Origin of the sequence: Yoonia sp. BS5-3 (assembly GCF_038069655.2) — a bacterium.
In the GTDB taxonomy this organism is placed as follows: domain Bacteria; phylum Pseudomonadota; class Alphaproteobacteria; order Rhodobacterales; family Rhodobacteraceae; genus Yoonia; species Yoonia phaeophyticola.
In genome coordinates, this window is sequence record NZ_CP150951.2 from 2,260,955 (window position 1) to 2,278,380 (window position 17,426).

Sequence of the window (17,426 nt, forward strand, 5' to 3'; positions counted from 1 at the left end):
AAACTTGAGTTTCGCCCAACTTGTACCAAATTTGGCCGCCAAATCGTGGATGTCACGAGTTATAAGTTATGAGGTAAGAGTATGAAATTTCTGTGTTTTGGGGCGGCAGCACTGTCTGCCTCGTTGACATTATGCAACGCACAAGTTTTGGCAGATGAGCAAGATGCGCTAGAGGTTCTATCGGCCCTGCATAATGCTGATGTTCTGTCACGCGGGATTGAGTCTGACGGAGCTGATCGTATCCGTTACGCACAACGCCTCACAATGCTCACGCAAAAGGTTGCGGCGGCATCCTGTGCGCTGACATCGGATGTCGCCATTGATGAAAGCTACGCCGATCTTGAAGAGGCGATGCATGAAACGGACATCATCCTGGATGCGCTCAAATTCGGTAATGAAGCCTTGCATATTCTGGGGCCGGAAGAAAACAGACGCACGCTCCATGACCTTCAGGAATTACGGACCGAGTGGTACGAAACGCATACCGCCGTAGAGGCTGTTTTGGCTGATGGCCACAACGTTGATAGCGCTCATGTCATTGACGATCACAATCTTTCGTTACTCGATAAGGCGACAGTGGTCGCCTCTGATATCTTGGGACAATATTCCCATCCATATGAGATGACCCAGGCAGATGCACTTCTGATCAACATTGCAGGTCGCCAACAGATGCTGACCCAGAAAATGTCAAAAGATGCCTGTGAAATCTGGACGGGGTATCACGCTGATATTGGTCGCGAGGATCTTGAAGCCACTATGGTGATTTTTGAAAACTCTTTGCACGCACTGCGCTATGGCATGCCTGAAGCAGGCGTTGTTGCGGCACCAACGCCTGAGATCGAGGCTGACTTGGACAGTATCCTCGAACGTTGGGGCGTCATACGCACAAACCTTGATTTGCTCCTTGCGGGCGAAGAGCTGGATATGGCCCAGAAATATGAGATATTTCACGACTTCAATGAAGAGTTGAAAGAAATAGATCACCTGGTCAACGACTACCGGGCCTATGTGGAACGACACCACTAGGGTTCGGGCCAAGATGACGATCGATAGGTTTGAAGCGTAAGCGTTACAACGGCATCCCTCCATAACATCTATATTTTCTTAAAGCGTATCGTAAATTGGGGCAGTCTTTTGTCGTTCAGTTTCATCGATGCCGCTGTTTGACATCGTTAATCACACCCTGACACGGATCTCGTCGACCGTTAGTTATGGCCCAAAGCTGTCGCATCTGGAAGGTATCCTCATGCCAACGGTAGCTCATGAACTCACTTTCCGCCGACGCGCCAGTTGCCAACCTCTGCACTCGCTCCCGCACCAAATTTATCGAGTCTTCATCCACGTCCAAGCCATCGATAGTTTCGCCATAAAATCTGAGCCATTCTTCATCGCGAACTTTACTTTCGACATTTCCAAGAATGTTATTCAATAACTCAACTAGTTGCTCGTTATTGCTCTCACTTATCTGCTCTTGCAGACTTGCTCCCAACAGGAAGTGTTTTCGAATTGCTGCCGGTCGTGGGGTTTCATGCTAGCGGCAGCTCTTACGGAAAGCCGCCATTAGTGCAGACTGCAGCTAATGACCACAAAGAGCCCTTATTGCCGGATGCTGCAACGTGCACGAACGGCCATTTTCGGGACCATTTTCCAAAAGAAAGATCGCCTGCAAACTGTCCGTCGTCAGGGATTTTGGGACAGATGGCTGCCTAACCTAAGAGAGGGTCTGGCGCATCTGGCTGTCGTGATTATGCGGCGGATTTGCGGTGAAGCAAGCGTCGCGTTTCGATGGTCTTTCGCTTGATCCTTTCTCGTTGTTTCAAAATAGTCTCCCCGCGCCCGAAGTAGACATCGGCAGGCGTGAGGTTCTGCAGGCCTTCGTGATAACGCCGGTGGTTGTAGTGATCGACAAAGGCATCGATCTGTTGTCTGAGATCACCGGGCAGGTAGTAGTTTTCAAGCAGAATGCGGTTCTTTAGCGTTTGATGCCACCTTTCGATCTTGCCCTGGGTTTGCGGGTGATATGGCGCACCTCGAACATGATCCATCTTCTGATCTTCCAGCCAATCAGCCAGTTCGCCCGAGATGTAGCTCGACCCGTTGTCACTGAGCAGGCGCGGCTTGTGCAGCACCGTCGCCTGATCGCAGCCCGAAGCCTGCAGCGCGAGGTCGAGCGTATCGGTCACATCTTCGGCCTTCATCGTTGTGCAGAGCTTCCAGGCGATGATGTAGCGGCTGTAATCATCGAGGATAGTGCTGAGATAGAACCAGCCCCATCCGATGACCTTCAGATATGTGAAGTCGGTTTGCCATAGCTCGTTGGGACGCGTTGTCTTTTCTTTGAACTCGTCGGCGGCTGACAGAACCACATAGGCCGGGCTGGTGATCAGATCATAAGACTTGAGGATGCGATATACGGAAGCCTCTGACACAAAATACTTTTCTGTATCAGTAAACTGAACGGCCAACTCGCGCGGAGACAGGTCGCTTTCCTGCAAAGCCAGGTCCCTGATCTTCTCTCGAATGGGCTCGGGAATGCGGTTCCAGACCCGTGACGGTATCGGACTACGATCGTCAAGCGCCTCGGGGCCACCTGACATATACCGGTCGTACCAGCGGTAGAAGGTGGTCCTGGGAATCCCCAGCTTGTCCAGGGTTCGCTTGATCGGGAGATGCGAGCCTTCGACCAGGCGAATGATCTCCAGTTTCTCAGATGCGGGGTACCTCATTCGTCGTCCTCCCCATCCCCGAGCATGCTTTTTTTGAGCAGCCGTAGCTCCAGGGCTTGTTCAGCGACGACCTCTTTCAAATCACGGGATTCCCGACGAAGGTCTTTGACTTCGGTCGACGTCGCTGCACGGGCCGTGTCGCCAGCCAGACGCTTCTTGCCCGCTTCAAGGAACTCTTTGGACCAGCTATAATACAGGCTCTGAGCAATGCCCTCTCGACGGCAAAGCTCGGCAATGCTGTCCTCACCCTTAAGGCCGTCCAGCACGATCCTAATCTTCTCTTCGGCGGAATACTGTTTGCGCGTCGCACGGCGGATGTCTTTGACGACCTTATCACCGTGGCTCTTACGTGTTCCGGGTTTCTGTCTCATCTCCACTCCTTGGTGGTTACGATGTGCCAGAAACCCTCCCTTATCAAATCGGCCTAAACTGTCCCATAGGCGCTGACGTCAGACAATTTGGCGTGTAAGTGAACGAACCATCCGAATTCAGGACAACTGTGCCGTTTGTCGGACCGGTTACGGGTGTGGTGTTGACCGTAATCGTTGTCCCTTCGGGGTCATTATCTACACCGTTGTCATTGTTGGTAATGACGTTATCGACGACATCCACATTAACTGGCGTGATGTAGTCATCGTCGAACGCCAATGGCGGCAGATTTGGAAACGGGGCGATTGGACAGGAAAAGCCGTCGTTGTTACCAGAAGCGTCGGCTTGCGCGACAAATTCAGCAAATGGGCTGCCTGTATCGTAGTCAAAGATCTCCCAAATTTCTCCGGTGTTGTTGTTGAAGGTGAACAACCGGCCATTCAAGTCGGTCCATGTCGCGCCAAAACCGCCGCCCGGCAAGCCACCCGTTATCGGGATATTCTCTTTCGTGCTGTCGGTAATATTGTATCGGTACATGGTCGAACTGGAGAAACCGATCAGATAGTCATCGCCACCAAACTGCAAAAACGCAATATCAGCCGGACCGCCATTGGGTCCCGCGAAACTCACATTCGTGACGACACCTGTGGCGAGATCGATCCGCCGATAGGTGGTATGGTTTGTCCGCAACCAATAGTTGTTAGCATTGTCGACATCACCAGAATAGCTGAACGCTATTCCGCTAAAGGCGACCTCTGTTGATCCATCCGATCCGATCCGGATGATGTTTGAACCCTGTGAACCATAGGCATAGTCATCAAGGATATTGTACCCGGTCGCATTGTAAGATCCCTGATTGGATCCAACGTTCTGGTAGGATGAGGTCAAAGGATCAAAGATGCGCAACTGGCCGGACTGAACCTGGTAGATTTCGCCTGGTCCCGAACAGTCAAAAGTAGGCAGAGTAGACTGAGCAGATACTGGACTGCTCCAAACGCCTACAATCGCCGCAACCAACGAACTTGCGACTGCGGTCGCCTTGAGCTTAGCAGTTCTCATCTTGCCCTCCTTATACGTATTGCACGTATTCTTGTTGCTCCTTGGTCAACACGCCCAAAATCACGAATTGAACCCGCTCCAGCAACCAAAGGACACATCTAGTTAATTCGGCACAATCAAAGGTTAATATTTCGTAAACTTTTCTAGGCAACGTTTGCTAAGGCGTTGAGATCGTTGTAAATACATGACGCACCAACCGCGGTGCACTTTTGTCCAAATAAGCACGTATTGCAGGGGTTGATACGGGGAAAATTTCGAAAACACACTCATAGTTGACGCTGCAGGTAAGCTGCAGCATTCCGAATTCCCGAAGCAGATATTCGAATGCGGATTTTGTGCGGCTGCTTTGTCCGCATTGCAGTCATCGATGCGCTGCTCAGCCAAGCTCCGGTTCGAGAGTGCACGCAATCTCACTAAGACTGTGTGCACAGCCAAATGAGATCGAGCTGCTCAATCCTTTGGGAGTATGTACCAAACAATGTGCGGGACACAGCGGGTACGTTTAACCGTCAAGCATCGCTCAAGGCCCTACATGAGCGTCTGGCAAGGCAATCATTCACATTCTTCCGGGCTTGGCGACGCCCCAGCCTATCAGAGTGTTTAATCGACTATCTGTGCTGCAGGAAGTCATAGCCTACTACGGTGCTTCAATTTTAGTTATGGCTACTAGGCGATCGAATTTTTCTCTAGAAATTAGGGCGAACCGTTCGCCGAACTCATCAATGAGAAAGATAGGATGATCCTCCGCAAGTCTAAAATACGCGTCGGCGTTACCTTGAAACTGCGTGGCGGTGATTTCGTTTTTGGATATTAAGCTGCTGACGGCGATGGCATCACAAATGAGCTGCGTGGTGAGCTCTTAAAGCGGTAGTTCCTTGTCTACTGCCAGCAATTGTAACGCCGGGAATACTGGCTCTGGGAGATCTGGGATGGTAAGATGCGGCACGGCATTGGGTCCCAATGATTGACAGTATTCGGCGCGTATCTCGAATTGTGATGATTTCATACGACGCTAGGTTTTCGCGTGTGACGGGGGACGACCCGTTGCCAATCCGAGCCATCGAACAATATTCGAGCGCGAAGTTACCGCGAAGCGGATCCGTGACAAGATCGCGGCTTCAAAGGCCAAGGGCCTCTGGATGGGAGGAGCCGTGTCGCTGGGATACCGCGTTAATCCGGATAAGACAGTGCGCGGTTTGCTGGTGGACGAGAAGGAGGTGCAAACCGTCAAACAGATATTCGCAATGTATCTCGAGCTTGCTTGTCTGCGGCAGGCCGAGGCAAGTTTGGCGGAGCACGGCATTTTGTCGCGACCGCGGGGCGATTGGCTAGCGAAACCGTTCAGCCTCGGCGCGATCCACAAGATACTGACCAATCCGATCTACGCCGGAAAATCCGCCACAAGGATAAGACTTATGACGGCCGGCATGACGCGATCATCAATTGGGAGACATGGCAGAGCGTTCAATCCAAGTTAACGGCCAATTCACAGAAACGTCGTGGGCACCAGCTGCCGTCAAATTCTGCCGGATGGCTGACGAGTAAATTGTTCGATCCCACGGGCGATCTGATGACGCCAACTCACGCCTCGAAGAGCGGAGCGAAGATCCATTACTACATCTCAAACCGGTTGATCAAAGTGAAAGATCCGACGGGATGGCGTTTGCCGGCAAAGACATTGGAGCCACTGATTTGCAGCATCATAGCCAAGCATCTAAGCGACTGTGCCAAGAACGCGCGATTGATAGATGCAATTGATGTTCATGAAGTTGAGATGATACCGGACCGGGTGGCAAAGACATTTGATTATGAAGACGCCGCGCAACCTGCGGTACTGAAACGTTTCGCTGACGTCTTGAAGCGCGGCGCCTGTGCTGAAGACCAGCCCATCTTGACGCTTGACCGGGCAATGCTTGCGAGCACTCTCAATGTTGAGCCCACGCGAATCCGTAACGACGCTTTGCGGAGTTGTTCATCCCTGACATTGCGCAAACGCGGTGTGGAAACGAAGATCATCGCGGGTGACTACGCGACAATGCCCGACCGCAAACTGCAGATGGCGTTAGCCAAAGCGCATGTTTGGGTGAGCAAACTGAAGCAAGGGCGAACCATCTCGCAAATTGCACAGGATGAAAACGGTTCAGAGGGCCCCATTCGCAAGCGTATTCGGCTAGCCTTTTTGTCGCCAGAAATCCAAAAGGTCATTTTGACAGGCGCGCAACCGCAAGACCTGACCCTCGCCAGGATCCTACGCTCCAAACCCACAGCGAACTGGGGGGAGCAGGAAACGCTCTTAGGGTTGTGATGTAATCGCGGTATGGGGCGATCATCTATCGATGAACTGACTGGCTACGGGCTCAGGCGGCAGCCATTCGGTATTGTTGATATAGGCGCTGTCGCGGGACCAAAACCATCAAATTCCCTGTAAAACCCCAAACTGCACCTCTACCTTTGGCCAACATAGACAATTCGTGAAAATCGGAAGCTCGTTGGATGCGAGGGCGTCTCAGGCGCAAACATACACAGCTAAGCCCTCCAAACTGCGGGGCTATTGGGCGGCGAAACACATCCGTTAATCATAGGTAGATGTGATGGCGGAGGAGGTGGGATTCGAACCCACGGTAGACTTTCACCTACGTCGGTTTTCAAGACCGGTGCATTCAACCACTCTGCCACTCCTCCGACTTGGCCCTGTTACCGACAGTTTTCTGATTCGAAAAGCAACTTCCTGCATTGGGGAATTCCGCCGACAAAATTGCCTTGAGCCTTTTAAAACGCGGCTTTCGACGTTATCGTTCAGAAAAACATGTGGAATTTAACCCGGATGGGGCAAAAATACGGGCTAAAAGATCCACAAGAGTAGTGACAAACAGGGCTGTAAAACAGCTCAACACCCAGTAAAACAAGGGTGTATTCAAGGGGGCGAATGATGACAGGCATCATGACTTTTGTGAATGGCTCTATGCCGCGGACGCTGGCTTTGCTAGGCTGTCTCGGCCTTGCCGCATGTGACGAGAATGGCGAATTCGCGTTTCCAGCAGGGGATGGGGCGACTGCCGCCGAGCCGTCCACGCGCCGGACGATCACCACACCAGCCGGAAATGACGTCGAGCGTCCTGATATCTTTGACATCACCGACCGCGGCCTTTGGGATGGGCGCCCGTCACTGGGCGGGGCTTGGGTTGCACATCCTGATGTGACAGAGCCCGAGCGCGTGATCATTCGCAACCCAGCCAATGGCCGGTCGGTTGTGGGTGCGCTGTTCCGCCGCGAACGCGAAAACCCCGGCCCGCTTTTGCAGGTATCGTCTGATGCCGCCGAAGAGCTGGGCCTGTTGGCTGGCGCGCCAACTGAGCTGAGTGTCATCGCACTGCGCCGCGAAGAAGTCGAAGTTGAGGAAGAAGCGGGACCAGAGGATAATCCGGTTGTCGCATCCCTTGCGGCGCCGGTCAGCGTCGAATCGGCTCCTCTCGACCCGGTTGCCGATGGGGCAGCTGCTGCAATTGATGCCGCCGATGCGACGGCAGAAGCTGCTGTGGGTGCGGCGGCGGTTGCCGCTGTTGCGCTGCCAGCTGACGAAACAGGTGAAGCGCCGCCCGAAGCCGCCCCGGTGGATGTGTCTGCAATTATAGCTGACGTGCCGGTCACAGAACCTGGCTCAAGCGAAGTGGATTTGGATGCGCCTTATTTCCAAATCGGTGTCTTCAGTGTTGAAGCCAATGCCAATGCGGCCGCCGAACGGTTGCGCGGCGCAGGACTGCCCGCCGCTGTCATCGTTGAACAGGCGGGCGGGAATGATGTTTGGCGTGTTGTCGCGGCCCAGTCTGACGTGGACGCTGATCTGAATGCGGCGCTGACCCGCATTCAAGGCCTTGGTTTCGTTGATGCCGTGACCATCGGTGAGACCGCAGAAGAGGAAGAGGGATAAGCAGTGATGACATCGGCATCTTTGCGTCTGGCAGTTCTTTCATGTGTCGCGGTGGTTTGGGCTGCGGCTGCGGGCGCGTTTGAAACGCGTGCGACAGCGGCTTATGTCTATGATCAGACGACCGGCACGGTGCTACTTGAAAAAAATGCGCAGGCTCCGTTGCCGCCCGCATCGATGTCCAAGCTGATGACACTCTATATGGCGTTTGAGGCGGTCGCTGATGGTCGTCTGGCCATTGATGAATTGCTGCCTGTTTCTACGGCGGCGGCGGCCTATGGCGGATCGTCGATGTTTCTCGATACAACGGACCGTGTCAGTGTTGAGGATCTGCTGCGCGGCGTTATCGTGCTGTCAGGCAATGATGCCAGTGCTGTGCTTGCCGAAGCGCTATCACCAGACGGCACTGAGGCTGGCTTTGCCCGCATGATGACCCAACGCGCCCAGCAAATGGGCATGGAAAATTCGACCTTCGTGAATTCAAATGGCTGGCCTGCCGCAGGGCATCGGATGTCGATGGAGGACCTTGGCATTCTGGCGAACCGGCTGATTGCGGATTTCCCAACCTACTATCCGCTTTTTGCTGAGACCGAATTTGCCTTTGATGGGCGGGTCCCTTCGAATTCACGCAATCGCAACCCGATCCTGTCTTTGGGTATTGGGGCCGATGGGCTCAAGACGGGGCACACCCAAGAGGCCGGTTACGGTTTGGTCGGGTCCGCCAAGCAAGGGGACCGCCGGGTTATCTTTGTGATCACCGGGCTTGATACTGCTGCAGCACGGGCCGAGGAATCCGAACGTCTTGTGAACTGGGCTTTCCGCCAATTTGCGCAGCAGGATATCGTTAGCCAAGGCACACGGATTGCGCAGGCTGATGTCTGGATGGGGCAAGAACCCGCTGTCGGCCTAACAGTTGCACAGGATCTGTCATTGTTGGTGCCTGTTCTGAACCAAGGCAGCATCGATGCAGAGGTCGTTTATACCGGCCCCATCGAAGCACCCATTGCGGCCGGTGATCAAGTGGGCGAACTTGTCGTCCAGCTTGAAGGGCTACCCGAAAAACGCATTCCATTGGTGGCCGAAAGCGCTGTTGCGCGTGGTGGGTTCACGACACGTTTGCGGACTGCCGCACTGGTGCTTTGGAACCGTTTTGACCCAGCTGCGGAACCTGCCGCCGAAGGGGCATGAGCACGGCCCGTTTCATCACTTTTGAAGGCATTGATGGGTCCGGAAAATCTACGCAAGCGCGCCGTTTTGCTGAGGCTTTAGGCGGGCGGGGCGCGGATGTCATTCTGACACGTGAACCTGGCGGTAGCTCGGGCGCAGAAGAAATACGCCAGCTTGTCCTCACAGGCGATCCAGATCGCTGGTCCGCCGAAACCGAGATTTTGCTGTTCACGGCCGCACGCCGTGACCATCTGGAAAAGACGATTGAACCGGCGCTGAAAGCCGGGAAAACAGTGATCTCGGATCGGTTTGCCGACAGTACACGGGTCTATCAGGGCGCGACCCGGGGCGATCTGCGCGCCATGGTCGACCGGCTGCATACGCTGATGATTGGCCGGGAGCCTGATCTGACTTTCATCATTGATATGGATCCGGCCACAGCGCTTGAACGCGGCTTGGCACGCAATTCAGGTGAAGACCGGTTTGAAGACTTCGGCTTGGCATTCCAAGAAACGCTGCGGCATGGGTTTCTGGCCTTGGCCAAGGCCCATCCAAATCGCTGCGTCTTAATCGATGGGAACCGTCCCGTTGATCAAATCGCAAGCGAGATTGCGGCTTACGCATGAGCGATGATGCACTTCCCGAACCCGACCGGATTGAGGGCGCACCGCATCCGCGCGAGACGGCCAAGCTATTTGGACAGGATCGGGCGATCGCTGATTTTCTGGAAACCCATGCCTCGGGGCGGATGCATTCAGGATGGCTGATTACGGGCCCGCGCGGGGTTGGCAAAGCGACGCTGGCTTGGAAAATCGCCACTTTCCTACTGGCCGCGCCCGCGGCGGGCCTTTTCGGCGATCCTACATTGGACGTCGACCCTGACCACCCCGATGCGCGATTAATTCAGTCGGGCGCGCATCCGCGTCTTGCGGTGATCAAGCGGCCGATTGATGAAAAAACCAAACAGCTTAAGTCCGAAATTACCGTTGACGCGGTACGGCGCCTAAAATCCTTTTTTCAGATGTCATCGGCAGATGGCGGGCAGCGGGTTGTGATCGTCGATGCGGCTGATGAACTGAACCGCAACGCGGCCAACGCCATTTTGAAAGAACTGGAAGAGCCACCAGCGCAGACCACAATTCTGTTGATTGCCCATCAGCCATCGCGGCTGTTGCCGACCATCCGGTCGCGCTGCCGCGAATTGCGTTGCCAGGTCTTGTCTGACGATATGTTGGGGCAGGCGCTGGACCAGGCCGGCTTTCCTGACCAAAACAGCGAAAGCCTGGCAGTGCTGGCGGGGGGCTCTGCTGGGGATGCAATCCGGCTGCTGCATCAGGATGGGCTTTCGCTTTACGCTGATATCGTCAAGGCGATTGAGGGATTGCCGCGCGTCGACAGGCTTGCGGTATTGCGGCTGGCCGACAGCTGTGTCGGTAAGGCTGCCCAAACGCGCTTTGGGCTGACATTGGATTTGCTTGATCTGTTTTTATCGCGTGCTGCGCGTGCTGGTCTGCTGGGCGCACCTGCGGTTCAGGCCTGCCCGGGTGAGGCACGGCTTTTGGCCCGGATTGCGCCAGATGACAGGGCGGCGCGGCGCTGGGCGCAGTTGCAACAAGATTTGTCGAACCGGTCGCGGCATGGGCGTGCGGTCAACCTTGACCCTGCGGCATTGATCCTTGATATGATCTTTAAGATCGAAGAGACGGCGCAAGGTGTCGCCGCAGCCTGAAAGCGGCCTTTATGACCCAAGCGACCATTGTTGACAGTCATTGCCATCTGGATTTCCCGGATTTCGATGATGAGCGTCCCGCCGTCATTGAACGTGCCCTTGATGCAGGGGTGGCTCGGATGGTGACGATCTGTACCAAATTGCGGCTTGAGCCGCAGGTGCGCGCCATTGCTGAAGCACATGCACCAGTCTTTTACGCCGCAGGCACCCACCCGATGAGCGCGGCAGATGAGCCTCTGACAAGCGTTGATGAATTGCTAACACTTAGCCAGCATCCTAAGTTTGTCGGGATTGGGGAAACCGGGCTCGACTATCATTACACTGCCGACACGGCGGATATTCAAAAGGCGTCACTGCGTATTCATATCGCGGCCGCCCGCGACACCAAATTACCGCTGATCATTCATGCCCGCGCCGCCGATGATGACATGGCGCAGATCCTACGCGAAGAATACCAAAACGGCGCCTATTCTTGTGTCATGCATTGCTTTTCCAGCTCTGCGGCTTTGGCGCATGCGGCCCTGGATCTTGGGTTTTATCTGTCCATGTCTGGCATTGCAGCCTTCCCCAAATCGCAAGAGCTGCGCGATATCTTCGCCCAGGCCCCCGTTGATCGCATTTTGGTTGAAACCGACAGCCCATACTTGGCGCCGCCGCCTCATCGGGGCAAACGGAACGAGCCTGCATTCACCGCCCATACCGCCAAGGTTGGCGCTGAGGTATTCCAGATGAGCTATGCCGATTTCGCCGCACAGACGACCGCCAATTTCGACCGGCTGTTCTGGAAGGCGGCCCTATGACGGATACGCTCGAATTCACAATTTTGGGCTGCGGCTCATCGGGCGGGGTGCCGCGCCTTGGCGGGCTTTGGGGGGCATGTGATCCAAACAACCCAAAGAACATCCGCCGCCGTTGTTCACTGCTTGTGACGCGGCGAAGCGGGGCAGGGGTGACACAGGTGCTTATCGATACTGGCCCGGATATGCGCAGCCAGCTTTTGGATGCGGGGGTCGGGGCCCTTGATGCTGTTGTCTATACACATGCCCACGCAGATCATATGCATGGCATTGATGATCTGCGGATGATCGTGTTCAACACGCGCACGCGGCTTGCTGTTTGGGCCGATGAACCCACCAGCCATGACCTGCTGGATCGGTTTGGCTATGCGTTTGTACAGCCCGAAGGCTCATCCTACCCACCGATCTGCGACTTGAACCGGATCGATGGGGATGTCTTGGTCGATGGGGCAGGCGGGGCAATTACGTTGACACCGTTTGAGGTCGAACATGGTGCTATCACGGCGCTGGGCTTTCGGGTCGGGGATGTCGCTTATCTGCCTGACGTGTCAGCCATCCCCCAACAAAGCTGGGGGCATCTGCAAGGGCTGGATTGCTGGATCGTCGATGCGCTGCGCCATGCACCGCATCCAACCCATTCGCATTTGGCGAACACGCTGGAATGGATCGAGCAGGTGAAACCAAAGCAGGCGGTGCTGACCAACATGCATAATGATCTCGATTATGCCGAAGTCGCGGCGCAAACGCCGGAATATGTGCAGCCAGCCTATGACGGGATGACCCTGTCCTTTCCAGCAAAATGACAGCTCTGATCGAAGTTATTCTGCCCGTCTTCCTGGTGATCGGTTTTGGCTATGTCGCCGTTTGGCAGGGCTATTTCGCGGATTCGGTTGTGGATGGGCTGATGCGCTTTGCCCAGGCCTTCGCGATCCCTTGCCTGCTATTCAGGGCGATTTCCACGCTTGATCTGAGCCAAAGCTTTGATCTTGCATTGCTTGGCAGCTTTTATGCGGGGGCTTTTGCGGGGTTCCTGGCGGGGCTTTTTGGTGCGCGCTACCTGTTTCGGCGGGGCTGGGAGGACAGCGTTGCCATTGCGTTTTGCTGCATGTTCTCGAATTCGTTGCTATTGGGCTTGCCGATCACTGAACGGGCCTATGGCGCATCGGCGCTTGAAGCAAACTACGCCATTATTGCGATCCACTCGCCCTTTGGGTTTGGGATTGCCATCACAGCGATGGAAATCGCGCGTAATCGGGGCGGGCGGATCGCAGCGCTGCCGGGCAAGGTTTTAAAGGCTATCTTTAAGAATGCTTTGATCGTAGGGATCGGTCTGGGCTTTGTGGTGAACCTTGGCGGCATCCCGGTGCCGGGTGCATTGACCGAAGCACTTGATCTCATTTCGCGTGCGGCGCTGCCCACGGCGCTATTTGGCTTGGGCGGTGTGCTGTACCGGTATCGGCCCGAAGGGGACATGCGGACGATCCTGTTTGTCGTCGCAATCTCGCTTGGGCTGCACCCGGCCATCGCCTTTGGGCTGGGGCATGTGAATGATCTATCCGATGCGGCCATCCGGTCGGCGGTTTTGACTGCTGCTGTGGCACCCGGGATCAATGCTTATGTCTTTGCTAATATGTATGGCGCCGCAAAGCGGGTGGCGGCGTCATCTGTTCTGTTTGGCACCGGGCTTTCGATTCTCACGGTGTGGTGCTGGCTGGCGGTCCTCCCTTAGACGCCTTCGACCAAAACGATCATGCTGGTCGCATTCTCGCGGCGGATACGCGCGACCTCTTGATATTCGGGGGAATAATAGAGGGCCTTGGCGCTTTCGAAGTCGGGAAATTCGAAAATAACATGGCGTGAAAATTCCGGACCTTCAGCGTTTTCAGCCGGCCCGCCCCGGACGATTGGACGGCCGCCATGGGCCTCAATCATAGGCGTATCGCGGATGATGTATTCTTGGTAGGCTTCTGGGTCGTTCACGGTAACGTGGCCGATAATATAGCCTTTGGGCATGCTATTCTCGCTGGTTTTGGTTGCTACTGCGTAGAAGCTTCTGCTGAAATCCGCTTCACCGCAAGTCCTTAGGCGGTTTGCTATTTCTTTTTGCGAATGGTTCGCATTCCCATTTACAGTTGCGAATTATTCTCATAACAATGCATCAATAACATCGATACCCACAAACAAGGAGCGCATGATGCGAATGATGAAAAGCCTTTGGGGGCTGGTTTCTGTATTAGCACTGGCAGGTCCGGCTTGGGCACAAGATGATCAGTTCAAAGCAGTCACGACATTCACCGTGATCGCAGATATGGCGCAAAACGTCGCTGGGGACGCGGCCATCGTTGAAAGTATCACAAGGGCGGGCGCAGAAATTCACGGCTACCAGCCAACGCCGCGCGATATCATCCGCGCACAGGACGCGGATCTGATTTTGTGGAACGGTCTGAACCTGGAACTGTGGTTTGAGCAGTTCTTTGCAAACCTTTCTGACGTGCCAAGCGTCACGCTGACAGATGGCATCACGCCGATGAGCATTGCGTCGGGCGAGTATGAAGGAAAACCAAACCCGCATGCGTGGATGAGCCTCGAAAGCGCGCTGATCTATGTCGACAACATTCGCGACGCTTTTATGGAGCATGACCCGGAGAATGCCGAAACCTATGCGGCCAATGCCGAAAGCTATAAGGCCGAGATCTCAGCCGCGATTGGCCCGCTGCGCGAAGAGATCACGAACTTGCCCGAGGAACGGCGCTGGTTGGTGTCCTGCGAAGGCGCATTCAGCTATCTGGCGCGTGATTTTGGTCTGCAAGAGCTGTATCTGTGGCCCATCAACGCCGATGCGCAAGGGACGCCGCAACAGGTGCGCCGCGTGATTGACACTGTCCGGGCCGAGGATATCCCGACCGTCTTTTGTGAAAGCACTGTCTCTCAGGCCCCGGCTGAACAGGTGGCCCGCGAAACCGGTGCAGCTTATGGCGGCGTCCTTTATGTGGACAGCCTGACCGAAGCGGATGGACCGGTTCCGACCTATCTGGACCTGTTGCGTGTAACGACCGAAACCGTTGCAGCGGGCCTTGCCGAATGAACCAAATGTCCGGCATCTTGTCGCGCGATGTAACGGTGACCTATCGCAATGGTCACACCGCATTACATGATGCAAGCTTTGAAATCCCAACCGGTACGATTACCGCACTGGTTGGGGTCAATGGTGCAGGAAAGTCCACGCTGTTTAAGGCAATAATGGGATTTGTACCCGCCGCAAAGGGTGACATCACCGTCTTGGGTATGCCCGTGCGCGAGGCGCTGCGCCGCAATATCGTCGCCTATGTTCCGCAATCCGAAGAGGTCGATTGGAACTTTCCTGTGCTGGTCGAGGACGTAGTGATGATGGGTCGCTACGGGCATATGGGTTTTCTGCGTCGGCCAAAGCAAGCAGATCATGACGCCGTGGCCGAGGCCTTGGCCCGCGTGAACATGACCGATTTCCGGCATCGGCAAATTGGCGAATTATCAGGCGGGCAGCGCAAACGCGTCTTTCTTGCGCGCGCTTTGGCGCAAGAGGGGCGGGTGATCCTGCTTGATGAGCCGTTTACGGGCGTAGATGTACAAACCGAAGACGCGATCATCGCGCTGTTGCGCGCTTTGCGTGATGAGGGGCGGGTGATCCTTGTCTCGACCCACAACCTTGGCTCAGTGCCAGAGTTTTGTGATCGGACTGTGCTGGTCAAACAAACCGTCTTGGCCCATGGGCTGACCGAGGAAATCTTTACCCGGGAAAACCTGGAAAAAGCATTTGGCGGGGTCTTGCGGCACTTTGTGCTGGGCGGATCGGATTTGCATGATGATGATGATAGCAGGCAGGTCAGGGTCATTACCGATGATGAACGTCCGTTCATCGTTTACGGGCCGGATGACAGTGAGGCGCGCCAATGATCGGGACCTTGCTAGAGCCCTTTGGCTATAGCTACATGTTCAACGCGATGTGGGTCAGCGCGCTTGTCGGCGGGGTTTGCGCATTTTTGTCAGCTTATCTGATGCTAAAAGGTTGGTCGCTGATCGGTGACGCGCTAAGCCATTCCATCGTTCCTGGGGTCGCAGGGGCCTATATGTTGGGACTGCCATTTGCCCTGGGGGCGTTCGTGGCAGGGGGGCTTGCGGCGGGTGCGATGTTGTTTCTAAACCAGCGGTCAGGCCTGAAAGAGGATACGATCATCGGGCTGATCTTTACCTCTTTCTTTGGGCTTGGATTGTTCATGGTGTCAGTCTCGCCCACCTCGGTCAGTGTGCAGACGATCACTTTGGGGAATATTCTGGCCATCACGCCAGCGGATACGGTGCAATTGGCGATTATCGGTTTTGTGACGCTGGCCGTGCTTTTGGCCAAATGGAAAGACTTGATGGTGGCGTTCTTTGACGAAAACCATGCCAGGTCCATCGGGCTGCGCCCTGATTTGCTGCGCGTGGTGTTTTTCATGCTTCTGTCGGCCTCTTGCGTTGCGGCCCTGCAGACCGTTGGGGCGTTTTTGGTGATCGCGATGGTGGTGACGCCGGGGGCGACGGCCTACCTGCTGACGGATCGGTTCCCGCGGCTTTTGGTTATCAGCGTCAGCATCGGGGCATGTACCAGCTTTGTCGGGGCCTATATCAGCTATTTTCTTGATGGGGCGACCGGTGGGGTCATCATCACGCTGCAAACGCTGATCTTTCTTGTGGCGTTTTTTCTGGCGCCCAAACATGGTTATTTTGCCGCCCGCAAACGGGCCCGCGCCGCGCTGAGGTCCGCATGATCGAAACAGTTTTGCTCCCTTTCCAGTATCCGTTCATGAACAAGGCCTTCTTGATCATGGCGATCATCGCCGTGCCGACAAGCCTGCTGTCCTGTTATCTTGTGCTGAAGGGGTGGTCGCTGATGGGCGATGCGATCAGCCATGCCGTGCTGCCGGGGATCGTGGTGGCGTATATACTGAATATTCCGCTGATGATCGGCGCATTTTGTGCCGGTATGGTCTGCGCGCTTGCAACAGGGTTTCTGGCCCAGAATAGCCGGGTGAAAGAAGATACGATTATGGGGATCGTGTTTTCGGGCATGTTCGGGGTTGGGTTGGTTCTTTACACCAAGATCACCACCGATGTGCATTTGGACCATGTTTTGTTCGGAAACATGCTGGGCGTCGCGGCAGATGATCTGTGGATCGCAGGGATCACAGCGGCGGTTGTGGCGTCGGTGATTTTGCTTAAACAGCACGAGTTTCTGCTGCATACATTCGACCCGGTACAAGCACGCGCGGTTGGGCTGCGGGTTGGGTGGCTACACTACGGGCTTTTGTCGATGATCTCACTGACGATTGTGGCGACGCTTTCAGCGGTGGGGATCATCTTGTCGATCGGGCTGTTGATCGGACCGGGGGCGATTGCCTTTTTGCTGACCAAGCGTTTTTCGCAGATGCTTCTCTTGGCGGTTGGTGTGACATTGCTGTCCGGGTTTCTCGGGGTCTACCTTAGCTTTTTCCTCAACAGCGCCCCGGCACCAACAGTCATCCTGGTGATGACGGGCTTCTTTATCGTCGCATTCATTCGCGCGGGCCGGCGGCGTCGCAAACTAAGCATGCAGCTGACGGATTTGCCATTGAACAGCTAGTGAGGCCATGAAACCC

The 17,426-nt window shown here is 55.1% G+C and carries 17 protein-coding genes and 1 tRNA gene; 14 read left to right on the forward strand and 4 right to left on the reverse strand.

Going from position 1 to position 17,426, the window contains the following annotated elements; translation table 11 throughout:
* The first annotated feature begins 81 nt into the window (after positions 1 to 81).
* Positions 82 to 1,026, forward strand: coding sequence for a type IV pili methyl-accepting chemotaxis transducer N-terminal domain-containing protein (locus tag AABB29_RS11405; RefSeq protein WP_341366789.1), 945 nt, complete (start codon positions 82 to 84; stop codon positions 1,024 to 1,026).
* A gap of 719 nt (positions 1,027 to 1,745) precedes the next feature.
* Here the strand turns inward: AABB29_RS11405 and AABB29_RS11410 are convergent.
* Positions 1,746 to 3,097, reverse strand: a protein-coding gene (locus AABB29_RS11410; RefSeq protein WP_341365916.1) for an IS3 family transposase whose coding sequence is annotated in 2 segments (ribosomal slippage) — positions 1,746 to 2,761 and positions 2,761 to 3,097 — 1,353 coding nt in all. Because the reading frame shifts where the segments join, the coding sequence is not laid out codon by codon here.
* Positions 3,098 to 3,140: 43 nt separating this feature from the next.
* Positions 3,141 to 4,154 (reverse strand): Ig-like domain-containing protein, encoded by a 1,014-nt coding sequence (locus AABB29_RS11415; RefSeq protein ID WP_341366788.1) that lies wholly within the window; start codon positions 4,152 to 4,154, stop codon positions 3,141 to 3,143.
* 1,139 nt (positions 4,155 to 5,293) lie between these two features.
* On the opposite strand from AABB29_RS11415, the gene AABB29_RS11420 reads away from it, so the two are divergent.
* Together AABB29_RS11420 and AABB29_RS11425 are read left to right on the forward strand one after the other, a co-directional pair.
* Complete coding sequence (locus tag AABB29_RS11420) at positions 5,294 to 5,632, forward strand: recombinase family protein (protein ID WP_341366787.1); 339 nt, start codon at positions 5,294 to 5,296, stop codon at positions 5,630 to 5,632.
* Positions 5,633 to 5,724: 92 nt separating this feature from the next.
* A complete protein-coding gene (locus AABB29_RS11425; protein ID WP_341366786.1) occupies positions 5,725 to 6,459 on the forward strand; it encodes a hypothetical protein in 735 nt (244 codons plus the stop codon).
* Between the two features lie 287 nt (positions 6,460 to 6,746).
* On the opposite strand, the gene AABB29_RS11430 is transcribed toward AABB29_RS11425, so the two are convergent.
* Positions 6,747 to 6,836 (reverse strand) — tRNA-Ser (locus tag AABB29_RS11430).
* A gap of 244 nt (positions 6,837 to 7,080) precedes the next feature.
* Here AABB29_RS11430 and AABB29_RS11435 point away from each other — a divergent pair.
* The 7 genes from AABB29_RS11435 to AABB29_RS11465 are packed head-to-tail and all read left to right on the forward strand — an operon-like array spanning position 7,081 to position 13,501.
* Positions 7,081 to 8,082 carry an SPOR domain-containing protein gene (locus AABB29_RS11435; RefSeq protein ID WP_341366785.1) on the forward strand — a complete coding sequence of 334 codons (1,002 nt, stop codon included), beginning with the start codon at positions 7,081 to 7,083 and terminating at the stop codon, positions 8,080 to 8,082.
* A gap of 6 nt (positions 8,083 to 8,088) precedes the next feature.
* Positions 8,089 to 9,267, forward strand: coding sequence for a D-alanyl-D-alanine carboxypeptidase family protein (locus AABB29_RS11440; RefSeq protein WP_341366784.1), 1,179 nt, complete (start codon positions 8,089 to 8,091; stop codon positions 9,265 to 9,267).
* The gene (gene tmk, locus AABB29_RS11445; RefSeq protein ID WP_341366783.1) at positions 9,264 to 9,872 is read left to right on the forward strand and encodes a dTMP kinase; all 609 of its coding nucleotides are present in this window, start codon (positions 9,264 to 9,266) and stop codon (positions 9,870 to 9,872) included. Before AABB29_RS11440 ends, tmk begins: the two co-directional genes overlap by 4 nt.
* Positions 9,869 to 10,975: a DNA polymerase III subunit delta' gene (locus tag AABB29_RS11450; RefSeq protein ID WP_341366782.1), complete on the forward strand. Its 1,107-nt coding sequence runs from the start codon at positions 9,869 to 9,871 to the stop codon at positions 10,973 to 10,975. The genes tmk and AABB29_RS11450 overlap by 4 nt, the downstream gene beginning before the upstream one ends.
* Before the next feature lie 11 nt (positions 10,976 to 10,986).
* On the forward strand, positions 10,987 to 11,775 hold the full coding sequence (locus tag AABB29_RS11455) for a TatD family hydrolase (RefSeq protein ID WP_341366781.1): 789 nt from the start codon (positions 10,987 to 10,989) through the stop codon (positions 11,773 to 11,775).
* Complete coding sequence (locus AABB29_RS11460) at positions 11,772 to 12,575, forward strand: MBL fold metallo-hydrolase (RefSeq protein WP_341366780.1); 804 nt, start codon at positions 11,772 to 11,774, stop codon at positions 12,573 to 12,575. The genes AABB29_RS11455 and AABB29_RS11460 overlap by 4 nt, the downstream gene beginning before the upstream one ends.
* On the forward strand, positions 12,572 to 13,501 hold the full coding sequence (locus AABB29_RS11465) for an AEC family transporter (protein WP_341366779.1): 930 nt from the start codon (positions 12,572 to 12,574) through the stop codon (positions 13,499 to 13,501). The genes AABB29_RS11460 and AABB29_RS11465 overlap by 4 nt, the downstream gene beginning before the upstream one ends.
* On the opposite strand, the gene AABB29_RS11470 is transcribed toward AABB29_RS11465, so the two are convergent.
* On the reverse strand, positions 13,498 to 13,785 hold the full coding sequence (locus AABB29_RS11470) for a DUF1330 domain-containing protein (protein WP_341366778.1): 288 nt from the start codon (positions 13,783 to 13,785) through the stop codon (positions 13,498 to 13,500). The two genes, AABB29_RS11465 and AABB29_RS11470, sit on opposite strands and share 4 nt — an antisense overlap.
* Positions 13,786 to 13,966: 181 nt before the next feature.
* Here AABB29_RS11470 and AABB29_RS11475 point away from each other — a divergent pair, with 181 nt between their 5' ends.
* From AABB29_RS11475 to AABB29_RS11490, 4 genes are read left to right on the forward strand one after another with little or no spacing between them, the layout of a single operon-like run.
* A complete protein-coding gene (locus AABB29_RS11475; protein WP_341369100.1) occupies positions 13,967 to 14,857 on the forward strand; it encodes a metal ABC transporter substrate-binding protein in 891 nt (296 codons plus the stop codon).
* Positions 14,858 to 14,862: 5 nt separating this feature from the next.
* On the forward strand, positions 14,863 to 15,705 hold the full coding sequence (locus tag AABB29_RS11480; RefSeq protein WP_373636510.1) for a manganese/iron ABC transporter ATP-binding protein: 843 nt from the start codon (positions 14,863 to 14,865) through the stop codon (positions 15,703 to 15,705).
* Positions 15,702 to 16,559, forward strand: a complete 858-nt coding sequence (locus AABB29_RS11485; protein WP_341366776.1) for a metal ABC transporter permease — start codon at positions 15,702 to 15,704, stop codon at positions 16,557 to 16,559. Before AABB29_RS11480 ends, AABB29_RS11485 begins: the two co-directional genes overlap by 4 nt.
* Positions 16,556 to 17,410 (forward strand): metal ABC transporter permease, encoded by an 855-nt coding sequence (locus AABB29_RS11490; protein WP_341366775.1) that lies wholly within the window; start codon positions 16,556 to 16,558, stop codon positions 17,408 to 17,410. Before AABB29_RS11485 ends, AABB29_RS11490 begins: the two co-directional genes overlap by 4 nt.
* The last annotated feature ends 16 nt before the right edge of the window (positions 17,411 to 17,426 follow it).

What these genes read in the sequence shown, in the direction of transcription:
- AABB29_RS11405 (WP_341366789.1), top strand. Translation starts at nt 82, where the DNA reads ATGAAATTTCTGTGTTTTGGGGCGGCAGCACTGTCTGCCTCGTTGACA.
- AABB29_RS11415 (WP_341366788.1), bottom strand. Translation starts at nt 4,154, where the DNA reads ATGAGAACTGCTAAGCTCAAGGCGACCGCAGTCGCAAGTTCGTTGGTT.
- AABB29_RS11420 (WP_341366787.1), top strand. Translation starts at nt 5,294, where the DNA reads ATGGGAGGAGCCGTGTCGCTGGGATACCGCGTTAATCCGGATAAGACA.
- AABB29_RS11425 (WP_341366786.1), top strand. Translation starts at nt 5,725, where the DNA reads ATGACGCCAACTCACGCCTCGAAGAGCGGAGCGAAGATCCATTACTAC.
- AABB29_RS11435 (WP_341366785.1), top strand. Translation starts at nt 7,081, where the DNA reads ATGATGACAGGCATCATGACTTTTGTGAATGGCTCTATGCCGCGGACG.
- AABB29_RS11440 (WP_341366784.1), top strand. Translation starts at nt 8,089, where the DNA reads ATGACATCGGCATCTTTGCGTCTGGCAGTTCTTTCATGTGTCGCGGTG.
- tmk (WP_341366783.1), top strand. Translation starts at nt 9,264, where the DNA reads ATGAGCACGGCCCGTTTCATCACTTTTGAAGGCATTGATGGGTCCGGA.
- AABB29_RS11450 (WP_341366782.1), top strand. Translation starts at nt 9,869, where the DNA reads ATGAGCGATGATGCACTTCCCGAACCCGACCGGATTGAGGGCGCACCG.
- AABB29_RS11455 (WP_341366781.1), top strand. Translation starts at nt 10,987, where the DNA reads ATGACCCAAGCGACCATTGTTGACAGTCATTGCCATCTGGATTTCCCG.
- AABB29_RS11460 (WP_341366780.1), top strand. Translation starts at nt 11,772, where the DNA reads ATGACGGATACGCTCGAATTCACAATTTTGGGCTGCGGCTCATCGGGC.
- AABB29_RS11465 (WP_341366779.1), top strand. Translation starts at nt 12,572, where the DNA reads ATGACAGCTCTGATCGAAGTTATTCTGCCCGTCTTCCTGGTGATCGGT.
- AABB29_RS11470 (WP_341366778.1), bottom strand. Translation starts at nt 13,785, where the DNA reads ATGCCCAAAGGCTATATTATCGGCCACGTTACCGTGAACGACCCAGAA.
- AABB29_RS11475 (WP_341369100.1), top strand. Translation starts at nt 13,967, where the DNA reads ATGCGAATGATGAAAAGCCTTTGGGGGCTGGTTTCTGTATTAGCACTG.
- AABB29_RS11480 (WP_373636510.1), top strand. Translation starts at nt 14,863, where the DNA reads ATGTCCGGCATCTTGTCGCGCGATGTAACGGTGACCTATCGCAATGGT.
- AABB29_RS11485 (WP_341366776.1), top strand. Translation starts at nt 15,702, where the DNA reads ATGATCGGGACCTTGCTAGAGCCCTTTGGCTATAGCTACATGTTCAAC.
- AABB29_RS11490 (WP_341366775.1), top strand. Translation starts at nt 16,556, where the DNA reads ATGATCGAAACAGTTTTGCTCCCTTTCCAGTATCCGTTCATGAACAAG.